Consider the following 15051-nt stretch of genomic DNA (forward strand, 5'->3'; position numbering starts at 1 on the left):
AACCACACGACGCGCACCGCGCAAGAGCGGGCGACATTTTCAGAAGGAGCCCCAGTGGCAAAGGCCAAGTTCGAGCGGACCAAGCCGCACGTCAACATCGGCACCATCGGACACATCGACCACGGCAAGACGACGCTCACCGCGGCGATCTCCAAGGTGCTGCACGACAAGTACCCGGAACTCAACGAGGAGTCGGCGTTCGATCAGATCGACAAGGCCCCTGAAGAGCGCCAGCGCGGCATCACCATCTCGATCGCTCACATCGAGTACCAGACCGAGAAGCGTCACTACGCGCACGTCGACTGCCCCGGGCACGCCGACTACGTCAAGAACATGATCACCGGTGCCGCCCAGATGGACGGTGCGATCCTCGTGGTGGCCGCCACCGACGGCCCGATGCCCCAGACCCGCGAGCACGTCCTGCTCGCCCGCCAGGTCGGCGTCCCCGCCATCGTCGTCGCCCTCAACAAGTGCGACATGGTCGATGACGAGGAGCTCATCGAGCTCGTCGAGATGGAGGTCCGCGAGCTGCTGACCTCTCAGGAGTTCGACGGCGACAACTGCCCGGTCGTCCGGGTGTCCGCCTTCCAGGCTCTGCAGGGTGACCCGAAGTGGACCCAGTCCATCCTCGATCTGATGGACGCGGTCGACGAGTACATCCCGACCCCGAAGCGTGAGCTGGACAAGCCCTTCCTGATGCCGATCGAGGATGTCTTCACCATCACCGGTCGTGGCACCGTGGTGACCGGCCGTGTCGAGCGCGGCATCGTCAAGACGGGCGAGGAGATCGAGATCGTGGGCGTCCACGACACGACCACCAAGACCACCGTCACCGGTGTCGAGATGTTCCGTAAGATCCTCGACGAGGGCGAGGCCGGCGACAACATCGGCGTCCTGCTCCGTGGCACCAAGAAGGAGGAGGTACAGCGTGGAATGGTGCTGTGCAAGCCGGGTACCACCACTCCGCACACCGACTTCGAGGGTCAGGTCTACGTGCTGAAGAAGGAGGAGGGTGGCCGTCACAAGCCGTTCTTCTCCCACTACAGCCCGCAGTTCTACTTCCGGACCACCGACATCACCGGAACCGTCGAGCTGCCCGAGGGCACCGAGATGGTGATGCCCGGTGACAACACCGAGATGACCGTTCACCTGATCCACCCCATCGCCATGGAGGAGCAGCTGAAGTTCGCTATCCGCGAGGGCGGCCGCACCGTCGGCGCCGGTCGTGTGACCAAGATCCTCAAGTGATCTGATTCCTGTTCGCAGGGCCGTGGCCCGTCCCCCGAGGGGGACGGGCCACTGTGCGTTTCGGGGACTGTGCGTTCCGGGGTGCTGCCGTGTCAACAGCGGTGCGTGTGCGGCACGTGGGAGGAGTTCAGTCCCCGGCGCGGATGGTCCTGGGAACCTGCTCCTTGATCCGCTGGAGCTGGGCCTGCGAGGAGCGAGTGCCCAGCACCTGGGCCCAGGCGTCGACCAGTTCCTCGTGGTAGCTGTGGCCGTGGCCGCCGGGGGTGGCCACCGAGATGGCCATGTCGGCGGTGACCTGCCAGAAGGTGGACCAGGGAGTCCAGGAGATCCTCGGGTTGACGTCGATGCCGGCCCTCTCCCGGATCCAGTCGGGTTCGCGCCAGATGAGCGAGGGGGACCACCACACCACCGGGTCGGAGGTGTGCTGCAGGTAGATTACCCGCGGCGTCTGCCAGCTGCCGTAGGGGGATCCCCAGCGGTTGCGGTCCAGATACCGCGGGGTGGGGGCGAAGCGGATGTGACGGCCGTTGTCGATCACCGGTGCGACCTCGGGGGAGCCCTGCTGCCGTGAGGCGTTGAGATCTCTCCAGATCGGGGTGAATCCCGGGGTGCCCACCCACACCGCACCGTCGACTCTCGACATCATCTCGCTGGCGGAGCTGAAGGCCGCCTGACCGCCGTAGGAACCCAGCGAGACCCCGGCGGCGTAGAGCCGGGGACGATGGACCGGATCCAGTCGACTCCAGTAGGCGTGCACGGTGTCGAGGAGCACCGTCCCGGCTCGCTGGGCGGAACTGCGGTCCAGCAGGAAGGCCGCCGGACTGCCGAGAAAGCTGTACTGCATCGTGGCGGTGGCGCAGTCGCCGCCGGTGAGGTACTCCACCGATGCCACCGACCACTCCTCCACCCAGCCGGCGCCGGTGGTGGTGTGCAGAACCAGCACCTTGCGGTCGAAGGCGCGGGTCCGGATGAGCTCGGCGAGGACGGTCCGCGCCCCGGCGGACAGGTCGTGGTCGGCCGGCAGTCTCGCATAGACCCGGATGGGTTCCTTCGCCGGGTGACCGGTCAGCTCGGCGATGTCGGCGGCCGAGGGTCCGTCGCTGATGTAGTTCTGGCCCTTGCGGCCCAGGTTCGACCAGCTCTCCACCGATCCCGGGCCTCCCGATCTCAGCGTCGAGTCGGGTCGTCGGGCACCGGGAGTGGTCCGGTCGTTGATGACGCTCATCTGATGGGCGACGGCATTCGCAGCCGTCGTGACGATGACATTGTTGGTGGCGATGAGCAGCACCACCAGTCCGAGGATGAGCACACCGCCGGCGGCCACCGGCTGGGTGATGAACCGGCGGACACCGGCGTAGAGCAGTGCCACGCCGTGCCTGAGGGCCCGCACCAGGCCGATCGAGGCGACGACAGCCGCCAGACCCACCACCGCCCCGACCGTCTGGCTCCACCAGATCCGGCCCGGCAGGTGGACCGTCCGGGAGATGTCGCGCTGCTGCTGGATGCTCCAGAACCACACCACGACCGTGGTGGCGACCAGTACCCCGTAGCCGATCCGGCGCAGCACGGCCACCGCTCGCGAGGAGGCGGTGACCCGCAGCCCGATGAGCCGGGCGAATCCTCGTGCGCAGGCCCCCACCAGCACTCCGACCCCGTAGGCGAACAGGGTGGACAGGAAGACGCTGGCGGCGGTCATCCACCAGGTCCGGGAGATGAGGCTGGGGGTCAGTGCGGTCCAGAAGCCGAACAGCCCGAGCACCACCCCGACCACCGAGGCGTCGCTGAACACTCGACGGGCCAGGGTGCGCTGGGTGCTGTTCCATCTCTCGACGAGCAGCGCGATGCGGCCCTCCTCAGAACGCTGGGCGGGGGCCGGCGGCTGGTGGGCGAGATCCTGAGTGGTGTCCTCCGGCGACCCCGGGGAGGAGGGGAGGCTCACTCAGCGGCTGCCCGTTCCGCGATGCCGCGCAGGAATCCCGCCTGGCCCAGATGCTGGAGGCAGTCGGTGATGATCGAGACGATGCGCACCGACAGGGTGACCGGCGGGGTGTAGCTGTCGTCGACGACCCGGTCCAGATCGGCCTGGTCGAGGGCCCCGACCAGTGCTGCGGCATCCTCGCAGGCGGCCTCAAGGTAGGCCCGCAGGTCCTGCACCGGGGCGACCACGTGGATGACATCCTCGGGTCGTTGACCGTAGCCGGTGGCGCCGGCCCCCAGCCGACTGTCCGGAAGCGGCAGCCCGAGTCTCTCGGCCCACTCATCGGCCCACAACTGGTCGCCGCCGAGCACGTCGTGGAGCTGGGCGTCGAGTCCGCGGGCGGTGTGCCACAGCAGCCAGCAGATGGTGTTGGTGGCGGGAGCCGCCTGGTAGCGGGCCAGCTCGTCGTCCAGTCCGTCGCAGACCCGGCCCCCCTCGTCGCGGATGCGACCGATGAAGTCCGTCAGTACAGCGATCGAGTCAGTCATGGGGCCAACACTAGTTGTCCGGGCGGGGACTCAGCGGCCGGCGACGACCTCCCAGTTCCTGGTGAAGAAGTCGGCCGGGTCGATGACCCCGCGTTCGGTCACGGTTTCGATGAGCAGCTGGCGGATCTCCAGCTGGCCGTCCCACAGCACCGGGGCCTGGCGCACGTGCGGGAATCCGCCGCCGCCGTTGAGCCGGTAGTTGTTGACGGCCAGCGCGAAGGGCTGGTCGGTGGCCAGTTCCGTGCCCTGCCAGGCCAGGTCGCAGATCCTGGACCCGACCGGTCGGGTGATGTCGATCCGGTAGGTCACCCCGGTGAGGGCGTCGAAGTTGTAGTCCCAGACCGTGCGGCCCTGGCGGCTGGCCCGGGTGATGCCTCCCTCGGCGACCGGTCTCGGATCGATCGGTGTGCCGGGGGCCACCTGCCCGAAGTAGGACGCCGAGTGCTCCAGGTAGTCGCGCAGCTGACCGCCGGTGAGCCGGATCGCGGCCAGGGTGTTCTCGAAGGGGTACATCCCGGCGATGTCGCGCAGTCTCACCTGGCCGGCGGGCAGTTCGGCGGTCCGGGAGAAGGGGGAGACCTGGGCGATCACCGGCAGGTCGGTGTCCTCGCCGCCGAGATCGGCCAGCGCCCGGGCCACGGCGTCGACCTGGGTCTGGGCCACCAGGTCGAGGATCGGGGTGTCGCGGACGGTCGCCGACCGGGCGCTCAGCGTGGTGGTGCACCGGGCGACCGGGGTGTTGACATAGGCCACCGTCCGGCGGTGGGCGGCCGCCAGCTGCGGGTCGGCGACCAGGCTGGGGTCGTCGTCCTGCCCGGCGGTGGGACAGATGGTGACCCAGTCCGGTACGGCCGAGTGGTCGACCCGGACGGCCGGGCTCCGGTCCGGCTGCGCGGGGTCGCCGAGGAGCAGCGGGATGTCGACGCGGGCGATGGCGCTGGCCCATGCCCCCGGCTGGGCGATGAGCACCCGGTGTCCGGAGGCTCCCTCGACGACCCTCGACAGCGGGGCGGCGTGGGTGTGGCCGGCGATCACCAGATCGATGTCGGGAACCGTGCCGGCCAGCGAGGTGGCGCAGTTCTCCGCCATCTGGCGGTAGATCGGCGGGCGGTCGGCCTCGTCCAGCCCGCTGTGGGCGAGCACCACGACGACATCGGCGCCGGCCCGGCGCAACCGGCCGGCCTGGTGGGCGGCCGCCTCGATGGGATCGGTCAGTGCCACCCGACCGTCCAGGTGGCTGCGGTCCCAGACCGCCGAACCCGGCGTCGTGACCCCGATCACCCCGAGCAGCACCCGGTGGCCGGCCACCGTCTTCTCCACCAGGGCGGTGGCGCGGGTGAGCGGCTCACCGGTGGACCGGTCGATGACATTGGCTCCCAGCAGCGGTGCGGTGAGGCTGCGGGTATGGGCCGCGAGCACCTCGAGACCGGCGTTGAACTCGTGGTTGCCGATCACCGCGGCGTCGTAGCCCATCAGGTCCATCGCCCGCGCCATCGGGTCGCAGTCCAGCTGCTGGTCCTTGCCCGCCCGCTCGGGATGGGCCCACAGATAGGTCAGCGGGGTGCCCTGGATGGTGTCGCCGTTGTCCAGCAGGGCGACCGCCCCGGGAGCCCGTTCGGCTCGGACCCGTGCCACGATGGTCGACATCCGGGCCAGCCCCAGCGGCGGCTGGGCCTGCCCCCCGGTCGACCGGGGGTCGGCGGGGAAGGGGGCGTCGCTGAAATAGTCCCAGTTGTACAGGTGCCCGTGCACATCGGTGCTGGCCAGGATGGTCAGCACTGCGGACGAGACACCGCCGCTGGCGGTCATCGGACCATCCTCACTTGGCCTGCTGCTTCTGGATGTGGGCCCACTCGTCGCGCAGCCCCACCGTCCGGTGGAAGAGCATCGGCTGATCGGTGTCGGCGGCGAAGTAGCCGAGCCGCTCGAACTGGATCACCTCTCCGGGGTCGGTCTGGGCCGCGGCGGGCTCCAGCTTGCAGCCGGTCAGCGTCTCCCGGGAGGCCGGGTTGAGGTCGTCGAGGGCCTCTCCGGTCGCCTCGCCGGGCACCTCGACGGTGAACAGCCGGTCGTAGAGCCGCACCTCGGCCTCCACGGCATGGGCCGCCGAGACCCAGTGCATGGTGGACTTCACCTTCCGGCCGTCGGGGGCATTGCCCCCGCGCGACTGCGGGTCGTAGCTGGCGTGCACCGCCACGACATCGCCCGCCTCGTCCTTGACGACGTCGGTGGCGGTCACCAGGTAGGCCCCGCGCAGCCTCACCTCGCGTCCCGGCGAGAGCCGGAAGTACTTGCGCGGCGGATTCTCCCGGAAGTCGTCCTGCTCGATCCACAGGGTTCCGGTGAAGGGGACCTTGCGGACCCCGTCGTCGGGGTTCTCCGGGTTGTTGACGATCTCGAAGTACTCGACGACCGGGTTGCCCTCGGCATCGGTGGGCCAGCCGTCCAGGATCAGCGCCAGGGGCCGGAGCACCGCCATCCGACGCAGCGCCGTGCGGTTGAGCTCTTTGCGCACGAAGGACTCGAACTCCTCGATGGCACGCACCGAGTTGTTGCGGGTGGTGCCGATCGCGGTGCAGAAGTCGCGGATCGCGGCGGCCGGGTAGCCGCGTCGGCGCATTCCCCGCAGGGTGGGCATCCGCGGATCATCCCAGCCGTCGACCAGCCGGTCGTCGACCAGTTTCTTGAGGCGGCGCTTGGAGGTGATGGTGTGGGTCAGCTCCAGGCGGGCGAACTCGCGCTGCTTGGGAGCCGGACGATCCAGCGGCAGGTGCGCCAGGAACCACTCGTAGAGCGGACGGTGACTGTTGAACTCCAGGGAGCACAGCGAGTGGGTGACCCCCTCGATGGCGTCGGACTGGCCGTGCGCCCAGTCGTAGGTGGGGTAGATCTTCCACTTCTCGCCGGTGCTGTGGTGGCTCAGGTGACGGATCCGGTACATCACCGGGTCGCGCAGCCACATGTTCTCGTCCTGCATGTCGATCCTGGCTCGCAGGCAGCGGGAACCGTCCGGGAACTCCCCGGCGCGCATCCTCTCCAGCAGGTCCAGGCTCTCGGCGGCCGGTCGGTCCCGGTAGGGGCTCTCGACGCCGGGACGGCCGTAGCCGCCGCGCTGGGCCGAGATCGTCTCGGGGTCCTGGTCGTCGACATAGGCCAGGCCCTGCTCGATGAGGTACTGCGCCCACCGGTAGAGCTGCTCGAAGTAGTCGGAGGCGTGCACCACCCTGCCGGGGACGTATCCCAGCCAGGCGATGTCGTCGACGATCGCCTGGACGTACTCGGTCTCCTCGGTGCCGGGGTTGGTGTCGTCGAGACGCAGATTGCACACCCCGTCGAAGTCGGCGGCGATGCCGAAGTCGGTGACGATGGCCTTGGCGTGGCCGATGTGGAGGTAGCCGTTCGGCTCCGGGGGGAAGCGGGTCTGGACCCGGCCGTCGTAGGTGCCCTGCTCATTGTCCTCGCGGATCACCTCGCGGATGAAGTCCGAGGGAGCGGCCGGGGCGGGTGCGGGCTGCTCGGCCGGTCTCCGGTGGGAGGGGGCGCTGACGGGTGAGGGGGTGGGTTCTGCCATGACCCGAAAATTACCAGTACTCGGCCGGACCCCGGGCAACGCGGCACCCGGGTCCCGGGGAGACGGCGGGCCCCAGGGGCCGGCCGGAAAGTACAGTGTCCTCATCATGACTGATTCCCCGCAGACTCCCGCGCGCACCCGCGTCGCCCCCTCCCCGACCGGCGATCCCCATGTCGGAACGGCCTACATGGCCCTGTTCGACAAGGCATGGGCCCGTCAGACCGGCGGGCAGTTTGTGCTGCGGATCGAGGACACCGACCGCAACCGACTGGTCCAGGGATCCGAGGAGCAGATCTACCAGACCCTCGACTGGCTGGGGCTGGGCCCCGACGAGAGCCCCCTGCTGGGCGGCCCCTACGCCCCGTACAAGCAGTCCGAGCGGCTGGACACCTACCGGCCCTATGTCGAGCGGCTGCTCGCCGAGGGCCACGCCTACCACTGCTGGTGCTCCCCCGAGAGGCTGGCCCAGCTGAGGGCCGAGCGGGCCGCCGCGAAGTCCCCCGACACCGGATACGACCGGATGTGCCTGGGGATGACCAAGGAGGAGCGCTCGAAGCTGCCTGGATTCACCGAGACCCCGGTGGTCCGGATGCTGATCCCCGACGACGTCGAGCTCGGCTTCCACGACCTCATCCGCGGCGAGGTGCGGGCACCCCACCCCGACGACCAGGTCATCCTCAAGGCCGACGGCTTCCCGACCTATCACCTGGCCGTCGTCGTCGACGACCACCTGATGGGCATCAACACGGTGGTCCGCGGCGAGGAGTGGATCTCCTCGACCCCCAAGCACCTGCTGCTCTACCGCTGGCTCGGCTGGCAGGCGCCGCAGTTCGCCCACATGCCGCTGCTGCGCAACACCGACAAGTCGAAGATCTCCAAGCGCAAGAATCCGGCCGCCCGGCTGATGTGGTTCCGCGAGCAGGGGTATCTTCCCGAGGCGCTGCGCAACTTCCTCCAGCTGCTCGCCTACCCGACGATCGCCGAGGGTCAGGAGGTGGAGAGCTTCCAGTCCTTCACCCACCGGTTCCGCTGGCAGGACATCTCCACCGGCGGACCGGTCTTCGACGTCACCAAGCTGGACTGGCTCAACGGCCAGTACATCCGCAGCCTGGAGACCGGGGAGCTGGCCGACCGGGTGCTCGCCCACGCCACCTCCGCCGGGCAGCTGGTCGACCCCTCGCAGCGCACCACCGACCTCATCCGGGCCGGCGTGCCGCTCATCCAGGAGCGGCTCACCCTGCTGTCGGAGGCGGTGCCGAAGCTGTCCTTCCTGCTGGTCGCCGATGACGAGCTGACCTTCGACCAGGACTCCACCGCCAAGCTGAAGGGAGACCCGGCGGCCATCCTGGCGGCCGGGATCGCCGCCCTGGAGCAGCTCACCGATGAGCAGTTCACCGCCGAGCCGATCCAGCAGGCGCTGCGCACCGGGGTGTGCGAGGAGCTGGGGATCAAGCCGCGGGTCGGGTTCGCCCCGATCCGGGTCGGCGTCACGGGCAACCGGGTCTCCCCGCCGCTCTTCGAGTCGATGGAGATCCTGGGTCGCCAGTCCTGCCTGGCCAGGCTCCGCCGGTTCGCCGAGGTCATCGCCGCGCGCTGAGCGGGCCGCGTCCCGTCCGGGGGTGGGGACCGAACACGGATCCCTCTCGATTTGGCCTCGGGCGGGATGCGTGAGAGACTGTCCGGGTTGCTCCGAAGCGGGCCTCGGTGCGCTGTCCAGTGATTCGTGGAATCCCGGGAAGGCATCGGAGCCCACACCACTCATCGTGGCGGTCGTCCCAGGACGGTCCGATGCGATGTCCGCCCCACAGCGGGTGTGGCGCCTCGGAGGATGCACAAATGCACAGTGTTCCCCGGTAGTGATGTCCGTTCCCCGGTACATGGCCAGGAGAGCTCAGGTGCAGTGCGTCCCTCAGGTGCGCGACACACCCGACCTCGGGGGCCGGTGGAGGAGCTGGAAGGAGCCTCGTGGATCTTCCGATGACCTGGACGGTCGTCGGAACCATTCACCTGGATCTGACAATGCGGGACGCGGCCTCAGCCGGGTCCCATGCCGGAACCCTCTGAACGCACCGGAGTAATCCGGGTGTGGCAGGGACGAGTAGAAGGAACAACTGTGGCGGGACAAAAGATCCGCATCAGGCTGCGGGCCTACGACCACGAGGTCATCGACTCGTCGGCGCGCAAGATCGTCGACACGGTGACCCGTACGGGGGCCAAGGTCGCAGGCCCGGTGCCGCTTCCTACTGAGAAGAACGTGTTCTGTGTAATCCGTTCGCCCCACAAGTACAAGGACAGCCGCGAGCACTTCGAGATGCGCACCCACAAGCGGCTCATCGACATTCTCGACCCGACCCCCAAGACGGTTGACTCGCTGATGCGTCTCGACCTGCCGGCCGGCGTCGACATCGAGATCAAGCTTCCGTGAGGTTGAGCACCATGAGCAATGAACGCAAAGTGAAGGGCGTGCTGGGCACCAAGCTCGGCATGACCCAGCTGTGGGACGAGAACAACAAGGTCGTTCCCGTCACCGTGATCCAGGCCGGGCCCTGTGTGGTCACCCAGGTGCGCACCCCCGAGACCGACGGCTACTCCGCCGTCCAGCTCGGCTTCGGCGCCGTCAAGGCCAAGAAGGTCACCAAGCCGGAGTCCGGCCACTTCGAGCGTGCCGGGGTCACCCCCCGCAAGCACCTCGTCGAGCTGCGGACCTCCGACGCCTCCGAGTACACCCTCGGACAGGAGATCACCGCCGACGTCTTCGAGGCCGCCGAGATCGTCGATGTCACTGGCACCAGCAAGGGCCACGGCACCGCCGGCGTCATGAAGCGCCACGGGTTCAAGGGCCTGCGCGCCAGCCACGGCGTCCACCGCAAGCACCGCTCACCCGGTTCCATCGGTGGCTGCTCCACCCCTGGCAAGGTGCTCAAGGGCATGCGGATGGCCGGCCGGATGGGCAATGACCGGATCACCGTCCAGAACCTTCCGGTGCACTCGGTCGATTCCGAGCGCGGGATCATCCTGGTCCGGGGCGCCGTTCCCGGTGCCAAGGGCTCCCTCGTGGTCGTCCGCAGCGCCGCCAAGCAGGCTGCCAAGAATGGGGATGCCGCATGAGTGAGAACAAGACCGTCGACGTCCTGAACGCGAAGGGCAAGAAGTCCGGCTCCGTCGAGCTTCCGGCCCACGTCTTCGACGTCGCCACCAACATTCCGCTGATCCACCAGGTCGTGGTGGCCCAGCAGGCCGCCGCTCGCCAGGGCACCCACGCCACCAAGACCCGGGCCATGGTGTCCGGCGGTGGCAAGAAGCCGTGGCGCCAGAAGGGCACCGGCCGCGCCCGTCAGGGTTCCACCCGCGCCCCCCAGTGGGTCGGTGGTGGAGTCGTGCACGGTCCGCAGCCCCGCTCCTACGCCCAGCGCACCCCCAAGAAGATGGTCGCCGCCGCCCTGCGCGGGGCGCTGTCGGACCGGGCTCGCGACGGGCAGCTGTTCGTGCTGACCTCCCTGGTCGAGGGCGACAAGCCCTCCACCAAGGCCGCCAAGGCCGTGCTCGCCTCGATCGGCGAGCTCAACAAGGTCCTGGTCGTGCTGGGACGCCAGGAGGAGAACTCCTGGCTGTCGGTGCGCAACCTCGCCGAGGTGCACGTGCTGGCCGCTGACCAGCTCAACGCCTACGACGTCGTCAAGTCCGACCAGGTGGTCTTCACCCGGGCCGCCTTCGACGCCTTCGTCGGCGCCGGCACGGATGCCGCCGAGGTCGAGGTCCCCGAGACCGACACCGCAGACCTGCACCCCTTCGGTTCGGACTCCTTCCGCGGGGACAACCCGCCCGAGGGATTCGACATCAAGGGCAATGAGAGCTCCATGAAGTTCCACACCCCGGAGTCGCCCTGGTACGGGCGCACCATCGCCGAGGTCTGGTTCGCCACCACCGAGGCCGCTGAGGCCGCTGGTTTCGTCAACGCCGTCAAGTCCGCCAAGGCGGGCTCCGATGAGGAGGACGCCAAGTGAGCGATCTGAAGATTCGCGACCCGCGGGACATCATCCTCGCGCCGGTCGTCTCCGAGAAGAGCTACGGCCTGCTCGACCAGAACGCCTACACCTTCCTGGTGCGGCCGACGGCCAACAAGACCGAGATCAAGATCGCCATCGAGCAGATCTTCGGCGTCAAGGTCGTCGGGGTCAACACGATGAACCGCAAGGGCAAGGCGCGTCGCACCCGCGACGGTCTTGGCCGTCGCAAGGACACCAAGCGCGCGATCGTGACGGTGGCCGAGGGAGATCGCATCGACATCTTCGCCGGCCAGGGCGAGTGAGCCCGAGCAGCGAAAGACAAGGAACGAAGATCCATGGGTATCCGAAAGCACAAGCCGACAACCCCGGGCCGTCGTGGCTCGAGCGTGTCGGACTTCGTTGAACTGACTCGCTCCACCCCCGAGAAGTCGCTGCTGGTCTCCAAGTCGAAGACCGGTGGTCGCAACAACTCCGGGCGGATCACCACCCGTCACATCGGTGGTGGCCACAAGCAGGCCTACCGCATCATCGATTTCAAGCGGTACGACAAGGACGGCGTGCCGGCCAAGGTCGCTCACATCGAGTACGACCCGAACCGCAACGCCCGCATCGCCCTGCTGCACTTCGCCGATGGCGCCAAGCGCTACATCATCGCTCCGCTGGGCGTCGCCCAGGGTGCGAAGATCGAGTCCGGCGTCGAGGCCGACATCAAGCCCGGCAACAACCTGCCGCTGCGCAACATCCCGGTCGGCACCACGGTGCACGCCGTGGAGCTGCGCCCCGGTGGTGGCGCCAAGATGGGTCGCGCGGCCGGTGCCGCCGTCCAGCTGGTAGCCCGCGAGGGCAAGTACGCCACTCTGCGTCTGCCCTCGGGTGAGATGCGGATGGTCGACATCCGCTGCCGCGCCACGATCGGCGAGGTCGGCAATGCCGAGCAGTCCAACATCAACTGGGGCAAGGCCGGCCGCACCCGGTGGAAGGGCGTCCGCCCGACCGTCCGCGGTGTCGTGATGAACCCCGTCGACCACCCCCACGGTGGTGGCGAGGGCCGCACCTCCGGTGGCCGTCACCCGGTGAGCCCCTGGGGCAAGCCCGAGGGCCGCACCCGCAACAAGAAAAAGGCGAGCAGCCGTCTGATCGTGCGTCGCCGCAAGTCCGGCAAGAAGCGCTGATTGGGAGTCTGAGGTATGCCACGCAGTCTTAAGAAGGGCCCCTTCGTCGATGAGCACCTGGCCAAGAAGGTCGATGCTCAGAACGAGGCGGGTACGCACAACGTCATCAAGACATGGTCGCGCCGTTCCATGGTGACCCCCGACATGATCGGGCACACCATTGGCGTGCACGACGGCCGCAAGCATGTGCCGGTCTTCGTCACCGAGGCGATGGTCGGGCACAAGCTCGGAGAGTTCGCCCCGACGAGGACCTTCCGGGGTCACGTGAAGGACGACAAGAAGGCGCGCAGGCGCTGACGAGAGGGAAGCTGATTCATGAGCAACACAGAGAATGAGCCCAGCCGTCGCCGCACCGCGCTGCTCGGCGACCGCCCGGGATCCTTCGCGATCGCCCGGCACGTCCGGATGAGCGCCACGAAGTGCCGCCGGGTCGTCGACCTGGTGCGCGGGATGGACGCCACCGACGCGGTGACGATGTTGAAGTTCCAGCCGCAGGCAGCCGCTGAGCCGGTGGGCAAGGTGGTCGCCTCGGCGATCGCCAATGCCGAGCAGACCGAGGGCCTGCGGGCCAACGACCTGTACATCTCGCAGGCTTTCGTCGATGAGGGCGTCACCATGCGCCGGATTCGCCCGAGGGCCAAGGGTTCGGCGAGCCGGATCCTCAAGCGCGCCGCCCACATCACCGTGGTGGTCGAGCCCAAGGAAGCCCGTCCTGAGCACAAGAAGGCCAAGAAGGGCCGTCCTGCAACCACCGTCAAGACCAAGACCGAGAAGGGAGCCTGACACATGGGCCAGAAGATCAATCCCCATGGTTTCCGTCTTGGTGTGACGACCGATCACACAACCCGCTGGTACGCCGAGAAGCAGTACGCAGAGCTCGTGGGTGAGGATGTCAAGATCCGTGACTGGCTCAAGAAGAATCTTGAGCGTGCCGGGATCTCGTCCATCGAGATCGAGCGTCGCTCCGAGCGAGTGACCATTTACCTCTACGCCGCCCGTCCGGGCATCGTCATCGGCCGTAACGGCGCCGAGGCGGAGCGCGTGCGCGGCGAGCTCGAGAAGCTCACCGGCAAGCAGATCCAGCTGAACATCCTCGAGGTCAAGAACCCCGAGACCGACGCGCAGCTGGTCGCCCAGGGCATCGCCGAGCAGCTCGCTGCCCGCGTCGCCTTCCGTCGCGCCATGCGCAAGGCCCAGCAGTCGGCCATGCGTTCGGGCGCCAAGGGCATCCGCATCAAGTGCTCCGGCCGTCTGGGCGGAGCCGAGATGAGCCGCTCCGAGGGTTACCGCGAGGGTCGTGTCCCGCTGCACACGCTGCGCGCCGACATCGACTACGGCTTCTTCGAGGCCCGCACCACCTTCGGGCGGATCGGCGTCAAGGTCTGGATCTACAAGGGCGATGTGACCGGCACCCGTGCCGAGCGCGCAGCCCAGAAGGCCGCTCGCAACGCCCAGCAGGGCGCTGGACGCGGCGGAAACCGTGGCCGTCGCGGCCGTGGCGACCGTGGTGACCGTCCCGATCGCGGAGGTCGTCGTCGCGCCGAGGCCGCCAAGCAGCCCGCAGAGGCCGGCGCCAAGGCGCCCGAGTCTGAGAACGCAGGAGCCTGACATGTTGATTCCTCGTCGAGTGAAGTACCGCAAGCAGCACCACCCGGGCCGTCGCGGCCTGTCCAAGGGCGGCAATGAGCTGGCTTTCGGTGACTTCGGGATCCAGGCCCTCGAGCCCGCCTACCTGACCAACCGTCAGATCGAGGCCGCTCGTATCGCCATGACCCGTTACATCAAGCGTGGCGGCAAGGTGTGGATCAACGTCTACCCCGACCGCCCGATGACCAAGCACCCCGCCGAGTCCCGGATGGGTTCCGGCAAGGGCACCCCGGAGTGGTGGATCGCCAACGTCAAGCCGGGCCGCGTGCTCTTCGAGCTCGCCGGTGTCCCGGAGGAGATTGCCCGCGAGGCCATGCGCCTGGCGATCCACAAGCTCCCGATGAAGGCCCGTTTCATCTCTCGTGAAGGCGGTGAGAACTGATGGCGAAGAAGACCACTGCAGCAGATCTGCGCGCCCTGTCCGGAGACGATCTCCGGGCCAAGGTGAGCGAGCTGAAGGAGGAGCTGTTCGGGCTCCGCTTCCAGTCCGCCACCGGACAGCTGGAGAACAGTGCCAGACTGCGCGAGGTCCGCAAGGACATCGCCCGGATCTACACCGTGCTCCAGGAGCGCAGCCTCCATATTGTTGACGATCCCGATGCCCCGAAGGAGGCCGCTGAATGAGCGAGAAGACCGCTGAGGAGCGGACCACCCGGCGCAAGGTGCGCGAGGGCCTGGTCGTCTCCGACAAGATGGACAAGACGATCATCGTGGCCGTCGAGGACCGGGTCAAGCACCCCCTCTACGGCAAGGTGATGACCAAGACCGTCCGCCTCAAGGCGCACGACGAGTCCAATGAGGCCGGCGAGGGCGACCGCGTGCGGATCATGGAGACCCGCCCGCTGTCGGCCACCAAGCGCTGGCGCCTGCTCGATGTCGTCGAGAAGGCCAAGTGATCTGAGCCGACCGGCCGACGCCGGTCGGTGACCGATCGAGCCTG

At 68.2% G+C, this 15051-nt stretch carries 17 protein-coding genes; 13 read left to right on the forward strand and 4 right to left on the reverse strand.

Annotated features, from left to right (window positions below):
- The first annotated feature begins 54 nt into the window (after positions 1–54).
- Entirely contained in the window at positions 55–1248 is a 1194-nt protein-coding gene (gene tuf / locus FEZ32_RS07905) for an elongation factor Tu (RefSeq protein ID WP_028702624.1), read from the forward strand.
- 127 nt (positions 1249–1375) lie between these two features.
- On the opposite strand, the gene FEZ32_RS07910 is transcribed toward tuf, so the two are convergent.
- The 4 genes from FEZ32_RS07910 to FEZ32_RS07925 are packed head-to-tail and all read right to left on the reverse strand — an operon-like array spanning position 1376 to position 7285.
- Entirely contained in the window at positions 1376–3187 is a 1812-nt protein-coding gene (locus FEZ32_RS07910) for an alpha/beta hydrolase (protein ID WP_138680371.1), read from the reverse strand.
- Positions 3184–3714 (reverse strand): mycothiol transferase, encoded by a 531-nt coding sequence (locus FEZ32_RS07915; protein ID WP_028702623.1) that lies wholly within the window; start codon positions 3712–3714, stop codon positions 3184–3186. Before FEZ32_RS07915 ends, FEZ32_RS07910 begins: the two co-directional genes overlap by 4 nt.
- A 30-nt stretch (positions 3715–3744) precedes the next feature.
- Positions 3745–5523 carry a bifunctional metallophosphatase/5'-nucleotidase gene (locus FEZ32_RS07920; protein ID WP_138680372.1) on the reverse strand — a complete coding sequence of 593 codons (1779 nt, stop codon included), beginning with the start codon at positions 5521–5523 and terminating at the stop codon, positions 3745–3747.
- A gap of 10 nt (positions 5524–5533) precedes the next feature.
- Positions 5534–7285, reverse strand: coding sequence for a glutamine--tRNA ligase/YqeY domain fusion protein (locus tag FEZ32_RS07925; RefSeq protein ID WP_138680373.1), 1752 nt, complete (start codon positions 7283–7285; stop codon positions 5534–5536).
- A 187-nt stretch (positions 7286–7472) separates the two neighbouring features.
- On the opposite strand from FEZ32_RS07925, the gene gltX reads away from it, so the two are divergent.
- From gltX to rpsQ, 12 genes are all read left to right on the forward strand, one after another.
- Positions 7473–8882: a glutamate--tRNA ligase gene (gene gltX / locus FEZ32_RS07930; RefSeq protein WP_028702621.1), complete on the forward strand. Its 1410-nt coding sequence runs from the start codon at positions 7473–7475 to the stop codon at positions 8880–8882.
- Between the two features lie 516 nt (positions 8883–9398).
- Complete coding sequence (gene rpsJ, locus FEZ32_RS07935; RefSeq protein ID WP_015071250.1) at positions 9399–9710, forward strand: 30S ribosomal protein S10; 312 nt, start codon at positions 9399–9401, stop codon at positions 9708–9710.
- 11 nt (positions 9711–9721) lie between these two features.
- Complete coding sequence (gene rplC, locus FEZ32_RS07940; protein ID WP_028702620.1) at positions 9722–10393, forward strand: 50S ribosomal protein L3; 672 nt, start codon at positions 9722–9724, stop codon at positions 10391–10393.
- Positions 10390–11289, forward strand: a complete 900-nt coding sequence (rplD, locus tag FEZ32_RS07945) for a 50S ribosomal protein L4, sunset domain variant (protein WP_028702619.1) — start codon at positions 10390–10392, stop codon at positions 11287–11289. Before rplC ends, rplD begins: the two co-directional genes overlap by 4 nt.
- Positions 11286–11594 (forward strand): 50S ribosomal protein L23, encoded by a 309-nt coding sequence (gene rplW, locus FEZ32_RS07950; RefSeq protein ID WP_028702618.1) that lies wholly within the window; start codon positions 11286–11288, stop codon positions 11592–11594. Before rplD ends, rplW begins: the two co-directional genes overlap by 4 nt.
- Positions 11595–11627: 33 nt before the next feature.
- Positions 11628–12464 carry a 50S ribosomal protein L2 gene (rplB, locus tag FEZ32_RS07955; RefSeq protein WP_028702617.1) on the forward strand — a complete coding sequence of 279 codons (837 nt, stop codon included), beginning with the start codon at positions 11628–11630 and terminating at the stop codon, positions 12462–12464.
- A 15-nt stretch (positions 12465–12479) separates the two neighbouring features.
- Entirely contained in the window at positions 12480–12761 is a 282-nt protein-coding gene (gene rpsS / locus FEZ32_RS07960; protein WP_015071245.1) for a 30S ribosomal protein S19, read from the forward strand.
- Positions 12762–12779: 18 nt separating this feature from the next.
- Complete coding sequence (rplV, locus tag FEZ32_RS07965) at positions 12780–13247, forward strand: 50S ribosomal protein L22 (protein ID WP_138680374.1); 468 nt, start codon at positions 12780–12782, stop codon at positions 13245–13247.
- Between the two features lie 3 nt (positions 13248–13250).
- Positions 13251–14072, forward strand: coding sequence for a 30S ribosomal protein S3 (gene rpsC / locus FEZ32_RS07970; RefSeq protein ID WP_028702615.1), 822 nt, complete (start codon positions 13251–13253; stop codon positions 14070–14072).
- 1 nt (position 14073) lies between these two features.
- Complete coding sequence (rplP, locus tag FEZ32_RS07975) at positions 14074–14493, forward strand: 50S ribosomal protein L16 (protein WP_028702614.1); 420 nt, start codon at positions 14074–14076, stop codon at positions 14491–14493.
- Entirely contained in the window at positions 14493–14735 is a 243-nt protein-coding gene (rpmC, locus tag FEZ32_RS07980) for a 50S ribosomal protein L29 (protein ID WP_028702613.1), read from the forward strand. Before rplP ends, rpmC begins: the two co-directional genes overlap by 1 nt.
- Positions 14732–15007 carry a 30S ribosomal protein S17 gene (gene rpsQ / locus FEZ32_RS07985; RefSeq protein WP_097798429.1) on the forward strand — a complete coding sequence of 92 codons (276 nt, stop codon included), beginning with the start codon at positions 14732–14734 and terminating at the stop codon, positions 15005–15007. The genes rpmC and rpsQ overlap by 4 nt, the downstream gene beginning before the upstream one ends.
- Positions 15008–15051: the final 44 nt, after the last annotated feature.

It is taken from the genome of Acidipropionibacterium jensenii, from assembly GCF_005890135.1.
Taxonomy (GTDB): Bacteria; Actinomycetota; Actinomycetes; order Propionibacteriales; family Propionibacteriaceae; genus Acidipropionibacterium; species Acidipropionibacterium jensenii.

Bases quoted from the DNA above. Each gene is read 5' to 3' on its own strand.
- rpmC (WP_028702613.1), top strand. From the start codon at position 14,493: ATGGCGAAGAAGACCACTGCAGCAGATCTGCGCGCCCTGTCCGGAGAC.
- rplB (WP_028702617.1), top strand. From the start codon at position 11,628: ATGGGTATCCGAAAGCACAAGCCGACAACCCCGGGCCGTCGTGGCTCG.
- rplV (WP_138680374.1), top strand. From the start codon at position 12,780: ATGAGCAACACAGAGAATGAGCCCAGCCGTCGCCGCACCGCGCTGCTC.
- rplD (WP_028702619.1), top strand. From the start codon at position 10,390: ATGAGTGAGAACAAGACCGTCGACGTCCTGAACGCGAAGGGCAAGAAG.
- FEZ32_RS07915 (WP_028702623.1), bottom strand. From the start codon at position 3,714: ATGACTGACTCGATCGCTGTACTGACGGACTTCATCGGTCGCATCCGC.
- rpsC (WP_028702615.1), top strand. From the start codon at position 13,251: ATGGGCCAGAAGATCAATCCCCATGGTTTCCGTCTTGGTGTGACGACC.
- FEZ32_RS07925 (WP_138680373.1), bottom strand. From the start codon at position 7,285: ATGGCAGAACCCACCCCCTCACCCGTCAGCGCCCCCTCCCACCGGAGA.
- rplP (WP_028702614.1), top strand. From the start codon at position 14,074: ATGTTGATTCCTCGTCGAGTGAAGTACCGCAAGCAGCACCACCCGGGC.
- rpsS (WP_015071245.1), top strand. From the start codon at position 12,480: ATGCCACGCAGTCTTAAGAAGGGCCCCTTCGTCGATGAGCACCTGGCC.
- FEZ32_RS07920 (WP_138680372.1), bottom strand. From the start codon at position 5,523: ATGACCGCCAGCGGCGGTGTCTCGTCCGCAGTGCTGACCATCCTGGCC.
- rplC (WP_028702620.1), top strand. From the start codon at position 9,722: ATGAGCAATGAACGCAAAGTGAAGGGCGTGCTGGGCACCAAGCTCGGC.
- gltX (WP_028702621.1), top strand. From the start codon at position 7,473: ATGGCCCTGTTCGACAAGGCATGGGCCCGTCAGACCGGCGGGCAGTTT.
- rpsQ (WP_097798429.1), top strand. From the start codon at position 14,732: ATGAGCGAGAAGACCGCTGAGGAGCGGACCACCCGGCGCAAGGTGCGC.